Source organism: Streptomyces sp. NPDC002853, assembly GCF_053591915.1.
This window is the reverse complement of the sequence record NZ_JBSFUS010000014.1, coordinates 79,557-95,548: the sequence shown is the minus strand read 5'-3', so window position 1 is coordinate 95,548 and position 15,992 is coordinate 79,557. Positions and strand designations below refer to the sequence as shown.

Below are 15,992 nucleotides of genomic sequence, written 5' to 3'. Positions count from 1 at the left end.
ACGATCCGTCACCAGGGGAGGGCCCATGACCACCACGCCGTTCATCCACCGGAGAGGCTTGACACGCCGCCACATCCTGGGAGCTGCCCTGGCCGCCGGGGCGGCCGTACCACTCGCCGGCGTTGCCGGCTCCGCGTGGGCCGGGCCGGGCGCGAGGCGGTTGGTGCTGCCGGGGCCCAGGGGGCCGTACCCGGTGGGCACGATCCCACTGCACCTCATCGACCGGTCACGCCCGGACGACATCGCGGGCCCCGGCCACTACCGCGAGCTGATGGCCACGGTCTGGTACCCCGCACGGGATGCCCGACGGTATCCGGTGGCGCCCTGGATGCCGGCCGGCGCTCTTCAGGCGTTCCTCACCGACGCCGGGTTCAGCGATCTGGCCCCGCTGGGGCCGCTGACCGCCGGCCGCGTGGGTGCTCCGGTGCACCGAACGAGAACTCCGCTGCCCGTCGTCGTGTTCTCACACGGCGCGCACAGCCACCAGGGCGACCACACCGTCATGGTCCAGGAGCTCGCCAGCCACGGGTACGCGGTGGTGACGGTGGCCCACCAGTACGACACCTACACCCAGTACCCCGACGGCCGTATCGCCGTCCCGCTCGACGACAGGCAGGCGCCGACCCTGCCCGGGGACTTCGCCGCTGACCTGCGGTTCGTCCTGGACTGCGTCGAGCAGCTCGCCGCCGGGCGCAATCCCGACGCCGGCCACAGAAAGCTTCCGGCCGGACTGCGGGGCTCCCTGGACGTGCGGCGCATGGGGGTGTTCGGCTGGTCCAAGGGTGGGACGGCCACCGCCTGCGCCATGCTCGCGGACGAGCGCATCCGGGCCGGGCTGAGCCTGGACGGCCCCATGCAGATGAAGCCGCCGCTGGCCGGCGACCTGCACCGGCCGTTCATGATGATGTCGGCCGAGTTCACCCGGGCCACGGTCCCTGAGGCCGCCGCCTTCTGGTCGCACCTGCGGGGCTGGCGGCTGGACATTCAGGCGCGGGGCGCCGCTCACATCTCCTACGGCGACAACGAGGCACTCTTCCCGCAGGTGGCAAAGCTGTACGGATGGAGCAAGGAACAACTCCAGGACACGATCGGCACCCTCGACCCCGCGCAGGCGATGAAGATCCAGCAGGCGTATCCGCTCGCGTTCTTCGACGAACACCTGCGTCAGCGCCGCAGCCACCTGCTCGACGGCCCGTCCCCGGCCTTCCCGGCAGTGATGTTCCTTCCCTGAGGACCCAAGACGGCAGTTCCGTGGCGCATACGTGGGCCAGCGATGTGTTCACCGAAGATCCGAGTGCCGCCGACCAGCTGCGGTTGACCTTCGGGCTACTGCATCTCCTCGACGACTACTGGGCCACGTGCGAGATCCGGTTCGCGAACGAGCGGCCCGAGGGCCCCCTGTCGGCCGACGTGCTGTGGGACGGCTACGCACTACCGCAGCCCCGGCGCCGGGGACGGTACGGTTCACTCTCTCCGCTGTCGTGACTCTCCGTGATTGTTTCAAGAAGGTGTGGCGTCCATCCGCTCCTTCAGGCGAATGGTCACGGCGTCGCCTTCTTCCTTGCCGATCGCCTTGCGTACGTCCGCCTTCACGGGCAGTTTGTGCGTGCCGTTCCCCAGAGCCATGAACGAGCTCTGGAACGGATGGCCGTCGATCGTGCCCCGCACCTTCACCAGGCCGCGGGTGCCGAAGTACTCAACCGACCGGGGCCACACGACGTAGGTCCAGCCCCCTTTGTTCGGGCTCTTCTGCAGGGTCGCGGTGAACTGCTCGTCCATCTCGGATACCACCTGTTCAGGAGTTTTCGATCAGAAGCGCAGGCGGAATCGCCCATGGCTTGCCTCTGCTTCCCTTGGCGTTCACCAGGTCAGACAGAAGCAGGCGGCAAAACTCATCGCTGGCCCACGAAAACGCCTCACGGGGGTGCTTACGGGGGGGGTGCTCACGTCATTGGAAGCACCGCGCGGGGCAGGGCGGGGCAGGAGCAGTGACCCGTCACCCGCCGTGCCGACGGGTGGAACTGGTGCGCTGCGTCTCGTTCCCGGATCCGCCCCCGGTCATGTCACCGATCAGATCGGGCAGACCTGGACGCTGGGCCGGGCCCCCTTCCAGGTCGAGCCGGTTGCAGGCTTCGGCGAACCGCAGGTAGGTGTCGACGCTGGCGATGACGATCCGCACGTCGATCTTGATGAGCTCGATGCCGATGACCGAGATGCGGATCTCCGCATCGATGACGAGCCCTCGCTCAAGGATGAGCTCCAGGACGTCGTACAGTCCGCTGGATCCCCGTGCGGAGCCACCCTGCTGTGCCGGGAGCATCGCAGCTACCTCCGTATGCCGTCTGAGCCGAGTGGTTCAGGTCCTCGTGCGTGGTTCTGGGTCTCGCTCCCTGGTGCCTGTGACAGGGCTTCGGCTGGCCGGGGGCCGGGTGGGCGAGGCCGCCGACTGACGCGGCACACTGGCACGCTGGGCCGGTACTCGTGTTGCACTGTCTGTGCTCGGCGTGATGTTCCCCCGGCCGGCCCGGGGCAACTCGCCCCGGACCTCCGGGTGTTCGGCGGGGGCGGGCCGGCGGCGCCGGTGACGGCCGCGGGCGCTTGAGGAAGCGTAGCCAGGGTGGCTGCGCCCCCGCCGACAGCACGGACGCCATCTGCCATCGTCTTGAGCACGTCCGGGCCTCCACACTGTTTCTCGGCTGAGCGAGCGAAAGACTTCGCCCCTCGCCGGGTGCTGCCTCTGCCGGTTGCCCTGCGAGGAGAGCCGGAAACAAGTTCACGCAGACTGCATCGCGAGACGCCTTCCTCACGGAGCGGGAAGAGCAGGCCCTCGCAGAGGGTGTCGTCGACAGTCGTGGAGGATGTCGTCGACGGTGCCCCACGGCTGCCCCTGCCGGAATCCGGATGGTTGTGGGGTCGGCAGGGGCTCGTGGCGGGTCGTTTGCGGTCAGGCGTTCTTCCTGAAGACAAGTACCTCGGTCGAGGCGACGCCCATGGGGGCCAGGAATCCGGCCTCCAGGCTGCAGCCGAGGGTCGCGAAGAGGTCCACGCAGGTCCGGCGGGGCATGGCGGCGGGGTAGGAGCCGTGTCCCGCGCCGCCCTTCGTCGCCCAGGTGCGCATCGTGGCCGGGTCCAGGCAGTTCTCCGTCATCACGTCGAAGACGATCAGGCCGCCGGGACGCGTGACGCGTGCCATCTCGAAGTAGTAGCGGGAGGCGCAGAGGAAGGTCACGGTGTTGAAGACCTTATGGGCCTGGACGAGATCGATGCTGCCGTCAGGTGTGGGGGCGAGACTGCAACCTTCGGTCGGTCGGGCGACCACTTTGTATGTGTCCACGAGGTAGTCGGCCCAGGGGGCGGCGGTCTCGTAGATCTCGTACCTGTCGGGTGAACACGCCTTCAGCGTTTTCTCCAGGTATCGCCCGGAGCCGGGCCCGATTTCCAGTACCGTGCCGGGGTTGGCGGCGAATACGCCAAGGGCGCGTAGTTGGTCGATGGTGGACTGGGTGGCACCGGGTGTTCCGTTCATGACCTCGTCGACGTAGTCGCCGACTGACAGATTGGCCGCCCGTGCAGCTCGCATCGTGGCCTCGAACGGAATGAAGTCATCCACTCCGCCACGGCTGTTGGTGCTCCGAACGATGTCGAAGCCGGCACGTCCCAGGAGACGCTTGACCCCTGCCCTTAACACTGACTTTGCAGACCCTGCTGTGCTCATCAGGCGTGACCCCCCGGGTCGTAAGATCGCGAACGCAGACGCGCAGTTGTGACGACGACATACGCCACGCGCGGCTACCTACCCGCGCAAACCGTGCCCGTACACCTGCCGACACCTCCACCGAACATCTCGGCCCCGACGTCGGCTTCCTGTCCCGCGGTCTGCCGCGCAGACCCACGCGATAAATCCGGTGACGCCGACGACGATCTCGCGATACTGGTCGCCATGGATGAAGTCAACGTCATCGTCGCCCACCACGAGTGCGCGACGTTGCGGGTCGGCGACGTGTTCCTGAAGATCGACGCCGACCAGGGGCGCACCGACGTAGAGGTCGAGGCGATGGAGCTGGCGCCGGTCCCGACCCCGGAGGTGCTGTGGCGCAAACCTCCCGTTCTCGCGATCGCCGCGCTCCCGGGAGTGGCGCTCGGCCGCTTGGGCGAGCCGTCGACCGCGTCCCCGGCGGCGTGGGCGGCGGCGGGCGCCGCCCTCCGCAAGCTGCACGATGCGCCGCTGCCTCCCCGGGCCGGCCGGGCCGGCCGGGACCTCGACGAGCTGACGGCGGAACTCGACGGTGAATGCGAGTGGCTCGTATCAAACGGTGTCCTGCCCGCCGACCTGATCACCCGCAACCGTCAGGTCGCCGAGGCAGCGCTCCGTCCGTGGACTCCGGCATTCACGCACGGCGACCTGCAGATCGCCCACCTCTTCGTCGACGGCGACGAGATCACGGGCATCATCGACTGGACCGAGGCAGGTCAGGGTGACGCCCTGTACGACATCGCCACCTTGACGCTCGGACACGAGGAGCACCTGGACGACCTCGTCGCGGGCTACGGCACTGACGTCGACCTCGACGTGATCCGCGCCTGGGGCTCGTTGCGAAGCCTGCTGGGGGTGCGCTGGCTGGTGGAGCACGGCTTCGACCCGTCCGCGCCGGGCTGCGAGGTCGACGTACTGAAATCCCGCATGTGAGGTGCGCGGACCCTACTGTTGCGAATAGGTCTTCGGCTCATCCATCGCAATATTTGTCATGGTCCGGGGGCGCAACGAGTGACGAACGGGCACTGACGAGGCGTTGGCCCGACGGCTAACCTCGCCGGACCAACGCCGCGTCTGCAGTTCCCACCAGGTGCGTGCCCGTTCAGGCAGCGTTCCCGTCGCCCACCACGCGGGTGAAGCCGAGCTTGTCGACGGCTTGGTAGTACGTCCAGGCCGTGCCGTTGCAGGTGCTCTTCGTCGCGCCGCTGTACCTGGCGCACACTCTTTTCAGATCCTCGTAGAAGGCGCTGTCGACGCGGGCTTTGTTGGTGTTGAAGGTGCCCGCTTCCTTGTAGTTGCGGTATCCGAAGTCGTGGCGCGCGCAGGCCGTCTTGAAGGGGAAGCCGAGGGGGTTGTCGGGGGAGCTGGAGCAGTAGTCGGTGGACCAGTTGAACTGATACGCGCTCCAGGCTCCTTGGTTGCCGTTGGCCGACACCCAGGCGTTGTAACTGCCCGCGTCGGTCTGGGTCCACTGGCTGAGGACCTGGGCCTTGTCGGCGGGCACGGCCGATGCGGGGGAGGCGGCTACGCCTATGGCCAGGGTGAGGGAAGCGGTGCTTACGGCGAGAGCGGTGAGTCGACGGCGCATGGGGCCTCCTGTGGGGGATGACACTTCCGTCTCAACAAGCCTCTTCATTCCCGCAGTTGGTACTTCAACAAACAAGACGTTCGCGTGAACTCCGTTGGGCGGGCGGGGGTTTGAGGTGGCTTGCAGCCCACCAGGTCGGTGCATGAGGCGGCCCCGCGCCTCTCACGCGGGGCCATCCGTGCGCGTACTGCCAGCACCCCGGATTGCCGGGAGGCGTCCCGCTGGACGAGCGTTCAGCGGGACGCCTCCCGGCCGGGGCTGTTGTTGTCAACGGCTGTTTACGGGTGCTTCGTTGGATGCGGTGACTACAGCCGGACCAGTGGAATGTTGTGGCGCGGCGGAGTCTTCCGCGGGCTTGGACCGTGCCAGCCACAGGCCGGTGAACACGGCGGTGGCCAGGGTGATGGCACCGGCTGCGATGAAGGCACTGTTGAGACCTGTTTCGAAGGAGGCGCCGCCGCTGTGCCGGGTGCGGACGATGGCTCCGAGGACCGCCACGCCGAGGACCGCGCCGATCTGCCGGGTGGTGCTGCTGATGCCTGAGGCGAGGCCGCCTTCCTGCGGGTTGACTGCTTGGATGGCGGCTCCCGTGAGTGGGGACAGGGTCAGGGCGAAGCCGATGCCGATGACTCCCAGCCGCCACCACACGTTCTCGTAACCGGTGTCGGCGTGCACCGTGCCCAGTGCCAGCAGCCCTCCTCCCGCCATGGCCAGACCGGTCGTGACCACGATGCGGAAGCCGTACCGGGCGGCGAGCCTGCCTGCGAAGGGGCTGACGATCACCATGGCGAGGGAGAGGGGGAGTGTCTGCAGGCCGGCGCGCAGGATCGAGCTGCCTTGGACGTACACGAAGAACTGGGAGAAGAAGAACGACGAACCCATGAGGGCGAACCCGACCACGACCATGGCGGTGTTGGACACGGTGAACAGCCGCTGCCGGAAGAGCCGTAGCGGCAGCATCGGAGCGGAGGCACGCGCTTCGAGAGCGACGAAGGCGGCGAGGAGTATCGCCGCGGCGGCGAAGCTTCCCAGGTTCACCGGCGACGTCCAGCCGCGGGCGCCGCCCTCGATCAGCCCGTAGGTCAGTACCCCCACCCCCAGAACGGACAGGACCGTTCCCGGGATGTCGATTGCGGGAGCGCTGGGGTTGCGGGTCTCTTCAAGGCTGCGCAGACCGACCAGGAGCAGGATCACTCCGATGGGCAGATTGACCAGGAAGATGGCGGGCCAGCCGAAGGCCTCTGTCAGTACGCCGCCGGTCACGGGCCCTGCGGCCAGGCCGATTCCGCTGAATCCGGCCCACAGCCCGATCGCCTTGACGCGTTCTTGCGGCGCGGGGTAGGCGGCGGCGAGCAGGGCCAGCGAGGCTGGGCTCAGTGCCGCGGCCCCGATTCCCTGCAGCACCCGGCCGGCGATCAGCCAGCCGACGGACGGCGAAAGGCTGCACAGCACCGACGCGGCGGTGAACACCACCACGCCGCTCAGGTACACCCGCTTGCGGCCGAACCGGTCGGCGAAGATGCCGCCGGACAGCAGCAGCATCGCGACGAGCAGCACATACGCGTCGACGATCCATTGCAGACCGGTCAGCTCGGTGTGCAGTTGGTGCTGCATGTCGGGCAGTGCCGCTCCAACGATCGTGTTGTCGAGCAGGACCATGAACTGGCCCAGGCAGGTCACCGTGAGCAGCACGGCCCGGTTCGACCGGCTGCCTGCGGCCGCATGCGATGCAGTGATGAGGGTTCCCTCTCAATCGTTGTTTGCGCCCCGCCACGGCCGACGCCGGTGGCAATTCACCCGAGCGCTTTAACGCAGCCAGCGGCTGCGTTAGGCGACTATAGGAAGGCTCTCTCGTAAACGCAAGAACTGACTGCGTTAAGGTGGAGGGCATGAACGAGCGACAGCGAGCCCGACGGCCCGGCGGGCGCAGCGCCCGCGTCGGCGCGGAGGTGCACCAGGCCGTCACCGACCTGATCAGCGAGCGCGGTTACGGCAACTTCACCGTCGGCGAGGTCGCAGCCCGCGCGGGCGTGGCCGACAGCAGCATCTACCGCCGGTGGGGCAACCTGGAAACGCTGCTCACCGATGTGGCGCTCACCCGCCTCAACGCGCAGTCCCCGATGCCCGACACCGGGAGCCTGGCCGGTGACCTGCGCACGTACGCGGCCCAAGTGGCCCGCGAGATCACCGGACCCGACGGTCTGGCGGTGGTGCGCCTGGCCGTCGCCCTGTCCGGCAGCGGTCAGCAGGGCATGCAGGCGCGTGATGACCTCCGCGCCGAACGCACCCGGCAACTGCAGTCCATGCTCGATCGCGCCCGCGAACGGGGCGAGAACGCACCCGACGCGCTCGAGGTGCTCGACCACATCCTGGCCCCGATGTACATCCGCATCCTGTTCGGCATGGGCCCGCTCACCCCGGACTACACCGACGGACTGGTCGACCGATTGCTGTGACCCCAATGCGGCCCCCAGGACCAGCTCTTGGGGGCCGCATGGCGGCCTGCTGTCCCGGTGACTTCCGTCAGGCGCCGGCCCGCTCACGGCGGACCAGATGGGAGGCGGCCAGCTCGGCAAGGGCCGGGCCGGTGCTCTCGTAGGCGAGAGGTGCGAGGTCGGGCGGCGGAATGTAGCCGTCGGGCATGTTGGCATAGGCGCGATCCAGCAGGCCGGCATAGCCGTCGGCCAGTGCCTGGGGCCACGCGCCGGTCAGCGGGGGCCGCATGCGCGCCTCGGCGGCGAGAGCCGCGTGATGTGCGGCGGCCTCGGCGGCCGCCTCTTTGACGGTGAGGTCGGCGATCAGCTCCCGGCATGGCGCGAACTCGCCCAGCAGGCCAGGCAACGGGCCGACCGAGGCGGTCGAGGCAAGGAGCGCGACTGCCAGCGTCGCAGCGATCACGGGGGAGGCGTGCAGACCGTCGCGGTGAGTGCCCGACGCCACCCACAGCCCCTCACGCGGCGTGGGGCCGATGACAGGGTGGCCGTCCAACGTCAAAGGCCGGTTCCCGTGATGGGTGTGCGTAACGCTCGCGGCAGCCAGACGATGGTCGAGCTGACTGAGGGCGGCGTCGAGGAGGAAGCGCAACGCCCCGGCGGTGGGCCCGGCTGTGGGGGCGAGACAAGGGTGCGCGCTGGCGCCGAGGTAGAGCGTGCCATCCGCCTGGGGGACAGTGTGCAGGCCGCAGGCATAGGCACGGTTGGGTGTGCGGATCACGGCGGGCAGCGGCTCGGGGCCGCTCACGCTCAGCGCGGTGCCGGCCGCGGCCAGGACCGGGACGACGGGCAGTTCCGGGTCGAGGGCCTCAAGGGTCGGCGTGGTCCAGGCGCCCGCGGCCACCACCGCGCGCGAAGCAGTGAAGGTGCCCGCGGGGGTCTCCAGGAGATAGCCGCCTCCTCGGGCCGCGGTGAGGGTTCCGGCCGGAGTTCGGGTGATGCCGGGTTGCGCGGCCAGGGCCGCGTCCAGGGTGGCCAGCCATGCCCGGGCGTCGAGAAAGCCCTCGTTGGGCAAGTACCAGGCCCGCAGGGCACGATCGTTGTCCAGCGGCCGGTACCCCGGAATATCCGCCGGGGCAGTCTCCTGACAGGGCAGACCGTACTCCTGGGCGGTACGGGCGACGGCGGTGAACGAGGCCTCGTCCAGAGCGGAGGAGACCGAATTCAAGATCATGAAGGTGCCGGTGCCGTAACCATCGTGCCGCGGAGCATCGGACGCGCAGGCACGGACCTGCTCCCGCCAGGACGGCCAGCGCCCGGCCGCCTCGATCGCAAGTTCCGTACGCAGTCGGCCATGCCGGGTCCGTACTCCAAGGCCAGTGACCTCACCCAGCCCGCTGAGCATCGCCCCCGCGGCACCCGACGCCGCCGGCGTCCCACCGCCCGTGTCACCGGCCAGCACCACCCGAACCGAAGGCTCCGCCGCAGCGAGCGCGAACGCCAGCGAACGACCCACTACGCCCGCCCCCACCACCAACACGTCCGCCTGTCGTGCAGCCACGCCCACACCTCTCGCCACCGGAGCCGCCAGCGCCCCTCCGTCAACCAGCCATCCTTGGACGCCAAGATCAGACCACTGCCGACCCACGCTTTGCCAGCCACCTCGCCGCCCGCAGCCGGTATCCGCATCGGCGGCGACGATCAGGCTCCGGAGGGTGCCGGCGTCGGCCTTGAGGGGCTCGTGCGATGCGGGCACGCGCGGGCTGCTCGGGGCGGGTCTCACGGTGCCGGATATGGAGCGCGCCGGCAGCATGGGCGGGCAGCAAGGGATCATTCCTGCCGAGTTGAAAGCGCGTAGCTCAGCAAAAGGGCCCTTCGCTGCTGAAGGCGTGGGCGGCGAAGCGTTTGCCCATGCGCCGGTATGCGGGCGCGGTGGGGTGAAGGCCGTCGGCGAGATCGTCCGTCTCGTCCGGGCCGAGAAGGCTACGGCCGTCGAGGTAGTGCAGGTTGGGGTCACGTGCCTGGCGCAGCGTCACGATCCGTTCGAGCTCGGCCCGGACGACTGCCAGTGACAATGCGCCCGCGGCCACCCCGGCGGGGTCCGCGGCGGCGGTGATTCTCCCGTTCGCGCCCATGGTGGTGGGCCCGGGAGTGTCTTCGAGTGCCGGGCAGCTGATGGGGGAGATCAGCAGCAGCGGGGTGTCCGGGTGCCCCTCCCTGATGGTGTCCAGGAACCCGTGGACGGCCGGGCCGAATGTCCGCCGCCGGAAGGCGGCGAGGCTGACGATGTTGATGCCCGCCTTGAGGCTGATCAGGTCGGTGCGCATGTCGCGGATGGTCCGGGCGACATAGGGGTCCAGCAGCGCGTTGCCCGGCTGGCTGATGTTGATGACCTCCACTCCTCCGAGCGAGGCCGCCACCACCGGCCAGGTGCCGGTCGGGCCATCGGCCTCGAGGCAGTGGCTGATGGAACTGCCGTGATGAACCCAGCGGCGCCGACCGTCCGCACCTGGCGCCAGCACATCGCCGTCGGCGCGCAAGGCAATCAGTTCCGTGGGGGTCTGCTGCGGCAGCCACAGTTCGATGTCCTTCATGCCGGCCGGCAGGCCGGTGAACCGCACCGTCCCCGGCTCGCCCGGTATCAGGCGCTGTGCGCCGCCGGGGCCCGCCATCCGCATCACATGGCACACCGGCGCTTGCCGACGCTCCATCAGAGCGCCGTTCACCAGCAGTTCGAGCATTCCGGTCGGGCGAGGCTCAGGGTCGTCGTCGAGCTGCCCTGTATAGGTGAGCACCTCGAACTCCAGCACACGGGCGTCGGTGCGAAACACCAGCCGCACGCCCGAAGGCATCACGCTCACCCCGTCGACCGACGGGTCTTGATACTGCTCCTTGGTCCACGCGGGCAACCGGCGCGGCATCACCCCCGCCGAGGTGGTCTCCACATCCAGCGCACCGCGCAACTCCACCGGCCCGCCCGTCAGCGCAACCACCCGCATTGCCACCGTCACCGCTCCCGCCCACGATCAACCTACGTGGAACTCGCGAACGCACCCACCGGCGCCCGCCGTCCCCTGGCCTGCAGGCGCTCGGGCGCCATGGGGCCAACGTAGCCGAGAGCGACCAACGGGGAGAGCCGCACCCTCCCACCCTCCCCTGGGGAGGCAAGTCGCCGTATGCGGGCGCGGATCGCGCGTTCGTTTGGCAAGCGGTCAGTAAGGGGTGCCTGTACGACGTGTCCCCGAAGGTGGCCTCGGCTCACGGTCCGCGCCAGAGGTTGGCGTAGGCGGCGTTTTCGATGGTGCGCCTTTGGCGTACGGCCTCCAGTTCCATCACTGCATCGTGGATGGCGGCCAGCACGGCGGTCACCGCCTCGTCATCGGGGCCGGGTTCGTCGTCGGATTGTTCGTCGCCGATGCCCACGATGGAGGCGAGGGCCGCCAGAACGGGTTCCTTCTCCTTCCAACGGTCGACCGCACGGCGGCGCGCGGGCGTATCGACCGGTTCCAGGCGTTGCCGGCCGAAGGACAGCCGGCCGCTTCGCTGCGGCTTGAGTTCGTCGTTCTCCTCCAGGGCGGCCTGGTAGGCGGCCGCGAGGTCCCGGCCCCGGCGCCACAGCCAGTCCTCGATCTGCTCGTGGGGTGCCTGTGGGGTGAGCTGTGCCGCGGCCTGGCCCAAAAAGCGGTCCTCCGGCGCCGGCCGGCCGGTGGGCACGATGCGGTCGCCGTCCACGGTGATGGCCCCCGCACCGACGAGGTCGATCAGTTCGGCTCCCGCGAGTGCGAGGGACAGATCGCCCTGGCCCACGGAGTGCTTGGGGTCCGTGGCGATGAAGAGCAGGTCTTTCGCCGTGGTCATGAACGGCTCCCCTCGAAGACATCGACAAAGGCGCGTCCCCGCGAACCGGGCCTGTGTCCGAGCCGGTTGGCGGGGCGACTGTTCCCATCAGTATCACCCCGCCCGCCCACGCGGCCCGGCCTATACAGCGATGGCCGTCGTTACCTGCATCGGCGCGCTCGGCCCGCTGCTCTTCTTCCCGCTTCCAGCGGCGCCGAAGAGCTCGCACCCGCCCTCACCATCAGAAGGCCTCGCAGGTGAGGACGCGTGTGGTGGCGACGCCTTTGTCTCCGGCCAGCGCCGCCGCGAGCATCAGTTCGGAGAAGATCATGGCCGGGGCCAAGAAGCTCCAGACCATGCGCCATAGGGCCTATGGCGCATGGGCCTGTTGTTGCACCACATCAAACGTCTACTTCGGGCCCTACGTGGCGAAGGACCGTCTCGTGCTCGCCCGCGGCGACGAGCCCGTCGATGACCTTGACCATCGACGCCACACCCGCGTCGCGGACGATGAGGCCGTCCCAGCACCACCAGTAGTCGCCTTCTGGTTCGCCTGCCCGCCGTTGGCGATCCATGATGCGGTGCACCTCGTCGAGCGTGAATACGGTTGCGGACCAGCGGTCGCCGTCATCGCGGATGATCCACATGTCCACGTTGCAGACTGCGTCGAGGTCCTCTCCCGCACCGGGCACGAAACAGATCTCGTATCCATCACGCCTGACGCGGTAGAAAGGGCCGTCCCACATGCTGGCTCCGTAGCACTCTCTCGCACGCCGTCTCCATGAACCAAGCCATATGGCCGACCTGGTCACCACGCCCCGCCGAAGCGCGAAGTGGGTAGGGCAGGTTGAGGGACGAGGTTATGGGGTGCGGGGTGATCCAGTGGCCGGTTGGCCCTCGGTGCTGTGGGGAAACGAGAGGTCCAGAGCACAATCGGCCGGGATCTCAGCTGCGGAGGTGGCGCACTCGGGACGGGTGGCCGCGTCTGGTCCGTTGGTCGTCGTGGGCGCTGTCGCCCGGCGTTTGCCCGTCGTGATGCCACCCTTGACGTCTTGCGCGGGTGTGGGGTTGGTGGCGGTGTGACCGGGGGGTGACTTGGTCTCTCCTGTATCCGGCGTGGACGAGCAGGCTGTTGTGCCCGCTGTCGCGCACAGGACGACGAGAACGGCGCAGGCGGTGACAGAACGAAGACGCATTGGATCCCCCTGGATTGATGCTCAGCATCCGCATCGTTAGTTGATCCACAATGCCACACTGCTTCACGCGGACGGCAGCCGATGGATGATGAAGGCGACTGTGGGCGGGGCGAGGGATGCGCTGAGGGGTACCTGCGTCACGCGGTCGAGTGCGGGATCGACCGCCTCAAGAGGCGCTGCGCCGTTGCGAGACCGTACGACGAGTCCTCGGTTCGCTACGAGGCGACCGTTCTCGTCACTGTCATCAACCAGTGGCTGTGACATGCCGTCGCGCCGGGGTGGTCTCCGTCGTCACGCCGCGGGCAGAAAGCTGCCGCTAGGGGTTGGGGCATGGTCGTCCTCGCGCGGGAGATGATGCTCCCGGCCGCGGGGCGGGGGGCCGCCGCCGGGAACATCGCTGCACAGCGAAGCTGGAGGGCCGACTGGGTTCAGGCGGCCGGGATGGTCCAGTCCTGCTGTGCTGCCCACTGCTCGAAGGTGGTCGTGGTCAGGCCGTAGCGGGCCGCGTGGTGGGGGCGTGCCGGGTAGCCGACGAGGTCGTTCCAGACCTGGCTGTCCGCCAAGCCACCGTGGCGCTGCTCCTGCTCCTCCCGGGGGACGGAGACGGCGGTGATCTCGCGGCCGGCGGCCTTGGAGAGGGCGTCGGCGATCTCGGGGTGTGTCAGCGCGTCGCCCGCGAACTCGATCTCGGCTTCGTGGAACTTGCCGGGCTCGGCCACGGCGGCGGCGACCGCGGCTCCGAAGTCGTCCGCGCAGATGAGCGCCAGCACCGTCTGCGGGCTCGTCGCGGTGATCAGCTTGCCCTGAGACAGCTCGGGGAACATGAAGTCCTGCCTGGGCGAGAGGAAGTTCTCCATGTAGAAGGCGGGCTTGAAAATGGTCCAGTTCTCCAGGCCCGACTGCCGGACCGCTTCCTCCGCGGCCTCCTTCTCGTCCCAGTACGCCATCGTCGCAGGGGAGAAGCCCTTGATGTCCGGGTGCTGACTGCGCCACCCAGTCGCGGACACGGACGTGTGGATGATCTGCGTGACACCGGCTCGCTTGGCCGCGGTGGCGATATTGCGGGCTTGGCGCTGCTCGGCGCCGGGATCGACCGGGTCGACGCCCGGCATCTGCACGGAGAAGACCACGTCGTGTCCGGCGCCGGCAGCCTCAAGGGATGCGAGGTCGTCCATGTCTCCGGTCGCGAGGGCGACGCCCTGCCGGGCGAGCGCCTGAGCGGGTGCGGAGGAGGGGTTGCGCACGAACGCGGTCACGGGGTGCCCCGCATGGAGGAGTGCCCGGGCGGCGCCGCCGCCCTGCATCCCTGTTGCGCCGGTGACCAGCACCTTCGCCTTGTCGTTGTGCGTCATAGCGGGCCTTGCTTTCGGTTGATCACGTGACGTCGGTATACGGGCACGTAGACCCGCTAACTAGAGACCGTACAGTATCGAGTCACTGATGTACCTAGTTGGTGATCTGCTCGGGCGGAGATGTGAGCGGTGCGTGACCCCGGTCCGCTGACGGGTCGGAAGGGCCCGTGGCAGGGGGAGGGGATGGAGTACGGTCGTGCGTATGACCAGGTCGACCCGCCCCGCTGGACGCCAGCGCCCCAGTGGTGCCTTCGGGCCCGTCCGCGACGAGGCGCGCAATGCCCGCATCATCGAAGCGGTCCTGGATCTGATCGTCGAAAGCGGGTCCGCGGATCTCACCATGGCTGTGGTGGCCGCGCGCGCGGAGGTGGCCAAGGCCACCGTCTACCGTCGCTGGGCCTCGCGCGATGACCTGGTCGCCGACGCCCTGGAAAGCCTCATGCTCCCTGCCGCCGTCCCAGCCGAGGTGGCGGCCGCCGGAACGCTGCGCGAGGACCTCATCGCCACGCTGACCCGCAGTTCCGCATGCCTGCAACCCCAGGGGCGTCGCTTCTCGGCCGTGCTGGCCGCCGCCACGGGCTCTCACCCTCAGATCACCGACACCCTGCGCGAGCGCTACATCGCCGGGCAGCGCGAGGGAATCGCCGCCTGCCTCCACCGCGCTCAGGAACGCGGCGAGATCACGGCGGAGAGGGTCGAGCTTCTGCTGGCACCGGGCAGGCTGGAGATCGCCGCAGTCGTCGGGGTGATGGTCCTGCAGGAGGACCTGCTCGGTGCCATTCTCGACCTCGACGGAATAGCCCGCCTGGTGGACCAAGTGCTGCTGCCCCTCGTCGACGGCACCCCCAGAGGCTGAAGCCCGGCGACACGGTCGGCCGGTCCGCGCATCCGTCCGCACCCGTACGAGATGGCCCGCGTCTGTACGATCCCGTGAGCCGAGTTCGATGGCATCTGCATGGCCCTGACCTTCCTCCGGACCAGCAAGCCGATGCTGCTCGAGCGGGGCAGCCCGTGGAGTTGCCTACCAGTTGGCCGCCAACATCCAGTTCAAGCTGCCGCTCACGCTACCGCGCCACCAGTTGAGGTCGCCGCGATAGTGGAAGAGCAGATCGGTGCGCCCGTCTCCGGTGAAGTCCCCTGCCCAGACCGGGCGGCCGTCAGCAAGTGTCCCGAATCCTGCTGTGTTCCCGATCAGTGACCAGACCAACTGCAGGCCGCCTGGGTTGGGGGTGACCGGGCAAGCGAGCGCTGCCATTTCGGACTGCTTTACCGTGATCGTCTGGCGAATCGTCGTGATCTGCTGATTGATCTCCTTGATTTCCGCCCGATCGAGCCTTGGGTCAAGGCTGTTCCTTGTCTGTTGGAGAGCGCGGATGGCCGCGTAATGTCCGGTGATTTCCGAGCGAAGCACCGCGCACCGAGAGTTCTCGGCAGGCACCAGCTGGATGGTGCCGAGCCACCAGTTCTGGTCGCCCGGATAGTGGAAGACGAGATCGGTCTTTCCGTCACCGGTGAAGTCCCCGGTCCAGAAGGGGTTGCGGGTTACGTCACCGAAACCAGCCGTGTTCCCCACGAACGACCAGCTCAGTTGTCCGTTGGTGATTGAGCCGAGCCACCAGTTCTGGTCGCCGGGGTAGTGGAAGATGAGGTCGGTTTTTCCGTCGCCGGTGAAGTCGCCCGTCCAGAAGGGGTTGTGGGTTACGTCGCCGAAGCCGGCTGTGTTGCCTACCAGGGTCCAGCTCAGTTGTCCGTTGGTGATTGAGCCGAGCCACCAGTTCTGGTCGCCGGGGTAGTGGAAGATGAGGTCGGTTTTTCCGTCGCCGGTGAAGTCGC

15 protein-coding genes and 1 pseudogene are annotated in these 15,992 nt (G+C 68.5%); 5 read left to right on the top strand and 11 right to left on the bottom strand.

Features of this window, described 5'->3' with window-relative positions:
• Positions 1-25: 25 nt before the first annotated feature.
• Both ACWD02_RS34160 and ACWD02_RS34155 read left to right on the top strand, forming a co-directional pair.
• Entirely contained in the window at positions 26-1,231 is a 1,206-nt protein-coding gene (locus tag ACWD02_RS34160) for an alpha/beta hydrolase family protein (RefSeq protein WP_451217895.1), read from the top strand.
• A gap of 20 nt (positions 1,232-1,251) precedes the next feature.
• The gene (locus tag ACWD02_RS34155) at positions 1,252-1,485 is read left to right on the top strand and encodes a hypothetical protein (RefSeq protein ID WP_451217892.1); all 234 of its coding nucleotides are present in this window, start codon (positions 1,252-1,254) and stop codon (positions 1,483-1,485) included.
• 15 nt (positions 1,486-1,500) lie between these two features.
• Here the strand turns inward: ACWD02_RS34155 and ACWD02_RS34150 are convergent, their stop codons facing one another.
• From ACWD02_RS34150 to ACWD02_RS34140, 3 genes and pseudogenes are all read right to left on the bottom strand, one after another.
• On the bottom strand, positions 1,501-1,779 hold the full coding sequence (locus ACWD02_RS34150) for a DUF1905 domain-containing protein (protein ID WP_451217889.1): 279 nt from the start codon (positions 1,777-1,779) through the stop codon (positions 1,501-1,503).
• Positions 1,780-2,029: 250 nt separating this feature from the next.
• Positions 2,030-2,320, bottom strand: a pseudogene (gene gvpJ, locus ACWD02_RS34145) (gas vesicle protein GvpJ); the annotation flags it as partial.
• 624 nt (positions 2,321-2,944) lie between these two features.
• The gene (locus ACWD02_RS34140; protein WP_451217886.1) at positions 2,945-3,715 is read right to left on the bottom strand and encodes a methyltransferase domain-containing protein; all 771 of its coding nucleotides are present in this window, start codon (positions 3,713-3,715) and stop codon (positions 2,945-2,947) included.
• Positions 3,716-3,940: 225 nt separating this feature from the next.
• Between ACWD02_RS34140 and ACWD02_RS34135 the strand changes: the two genes are divergently transcribed.
• Positions 3,941-4,687, top strand: a complete 747-nt coding sequence (locus tag ACWD02_RS34135) for a phosphotransferase family protein (protein ID WP_451217883.1) — start codon at positions 3,941-3,943, stop codon at positions 4,685-4,687.
• 169 nt (positions 4,688-4,856) lie between these two features.
• Here ACWD02_RS34135 and ACWD02_RS34130 read toward each other — a convergent pair whose 3' ends face one another.
• Positions 4,857-5,342 carry a phospholipase gene (locus tag ACWD02_RS34130; protein WP_451217881.1) on the bottom strand — a complete coding sequence of 162 codons (486 nt, stop codon included), beginning with the start codon at positions 5,340-5,342 and terminating at the stop codon, positions 4,857-4,859.
• A 267-nt stretch (positions 5,343-5,609) separates the two neighbouring features.
• The gene (locus ACWD02_RS34125; protein ID WP_451218477.1) at positions 5,610-7,079 is read right to left on the bottom strand and encodes an MFS transporter; all 1,470 of its coding nucleotides are present in this window, start codon (positions 7,077-7,079) and stop codon (positions 5,610-5,612) included.
• A 152-nt stretch (positions 7,080-7,231) separates the two neighbouring features.
• Between ACWD02_RS34125 and ACWD02_RS34120 the strand changes: the two genes are divergently transcribed.
• Positions 7,232-7,798, top strand: coding sequence for a TetR/AcrR family transcriptional regulator (locus tag ACWD02_RS34120; protein ID WP_451217878.1), 567 nt, complete (start codon positions 7,232-7,234; stop codon positions 7,796-7,798).
• Between the two features lie 67 nt (positions 7,799-7,865).
• Here the strand turns inward: ACWD02_RS34120 and ACWD02_RS34115 are convergent, their stop codons facing one another.
• The 5 genes from ACWD02_RS34115 to ACWD02_RS34095 all read right to left on the bottom strand — a co-directional run bounded on the left by ACWD02_RS34115 (position 7,866) and on the right by ACWD02_RS34095 (position 14,159).
• The gene (locus ACWD02_RS34115) at positions 7,866-9,335 is read right to left on the bottom strand and encodes an NAD(P)/FAD-dependent oxidoreductase (RefSeq protein ID WP_451217875.1); all 1,470 of its coding nucleotides are present in this window, start codon (positions 9,333-9,335) and stop codon (positions 7,866-7,868) included.
• Positions 9,336-9,633: 298 nt separating this feature from the next.
• Positions 9,634-10,773: a lipase gene (locus ACWD02_RS34110; protein ID WP_451218474.1), complete on the bottom strand. Its 1,140-nt coding sequence runs from the start codon at positions 10,771-10,773 to the stop codon at positions 9,634-9,636.
• A 259-nt stretch (positions 10,774-11,032) separates the two neighbouring features.
• Positions 11,033-11,632, bottom strand: coding sequence for a GOLPH3/VPS74 family protein (locus ACWD02_RS34105; RefSeq protein WP_451217872.1), 600 nt, complete (start codon positions 11,630-11,632; stop codon positions 11,033-11,035).
• A 380-nt stretch (positions 11,633-12,012) separates the two neighbouring features.
• On the bottom strand, positions 12,013-12,357 hold the full coding sequence (locus ACWD02_RS34100; protein ID WP_451217869.1) for a hypothetical protein: 345 nt from the start codon (positions 12,355-12,357) through the stop codon (positions 12,013-12,015).
• 878 nt (positions 12,358-13,235) lie between these two features.
• Complete coding sequence (locus tag ACWD02_RS34095; protein ID WP_451217866.1) at positions 13,236-14,159, bottom strand: NmrA/HSCARG family protein; 924 nt, start codon at positions 14,157-14,159, stop codon at positions 13,236-13,238.
• Positions 14,160-14,361: 202 nt separating this feature from the next.
• Here ACWD02_RS34095 and ACWD02_RS34090 point away from each other — a divergent pair, with 202 nt between their 5' ends.
• A complete protein-coding gene (locus ACWD02_RS34090) occupies positions 14,362-15,015 on the top strand; it encodes a TetR-like C-terminal domain-containing protein (protein ID WP_451217863.1) in 654 nt (217 codons plus the stop codon).
• A 165-nt stretch (positions 15,016-15,180) separates the two neighbouring features.
• Here ACWD02_RS34090 and ACWD02_RS34085 read toward each other — a convergent pair.
• Positions 15,181-15,992 (bottom strand): FG-GAP repeat domain-containing protein (locus ACWD02_RS34085; RefSeq protein ID WP_451217861.1); only part of this gene is annotated, 812 nt, incomplete at its 5' end.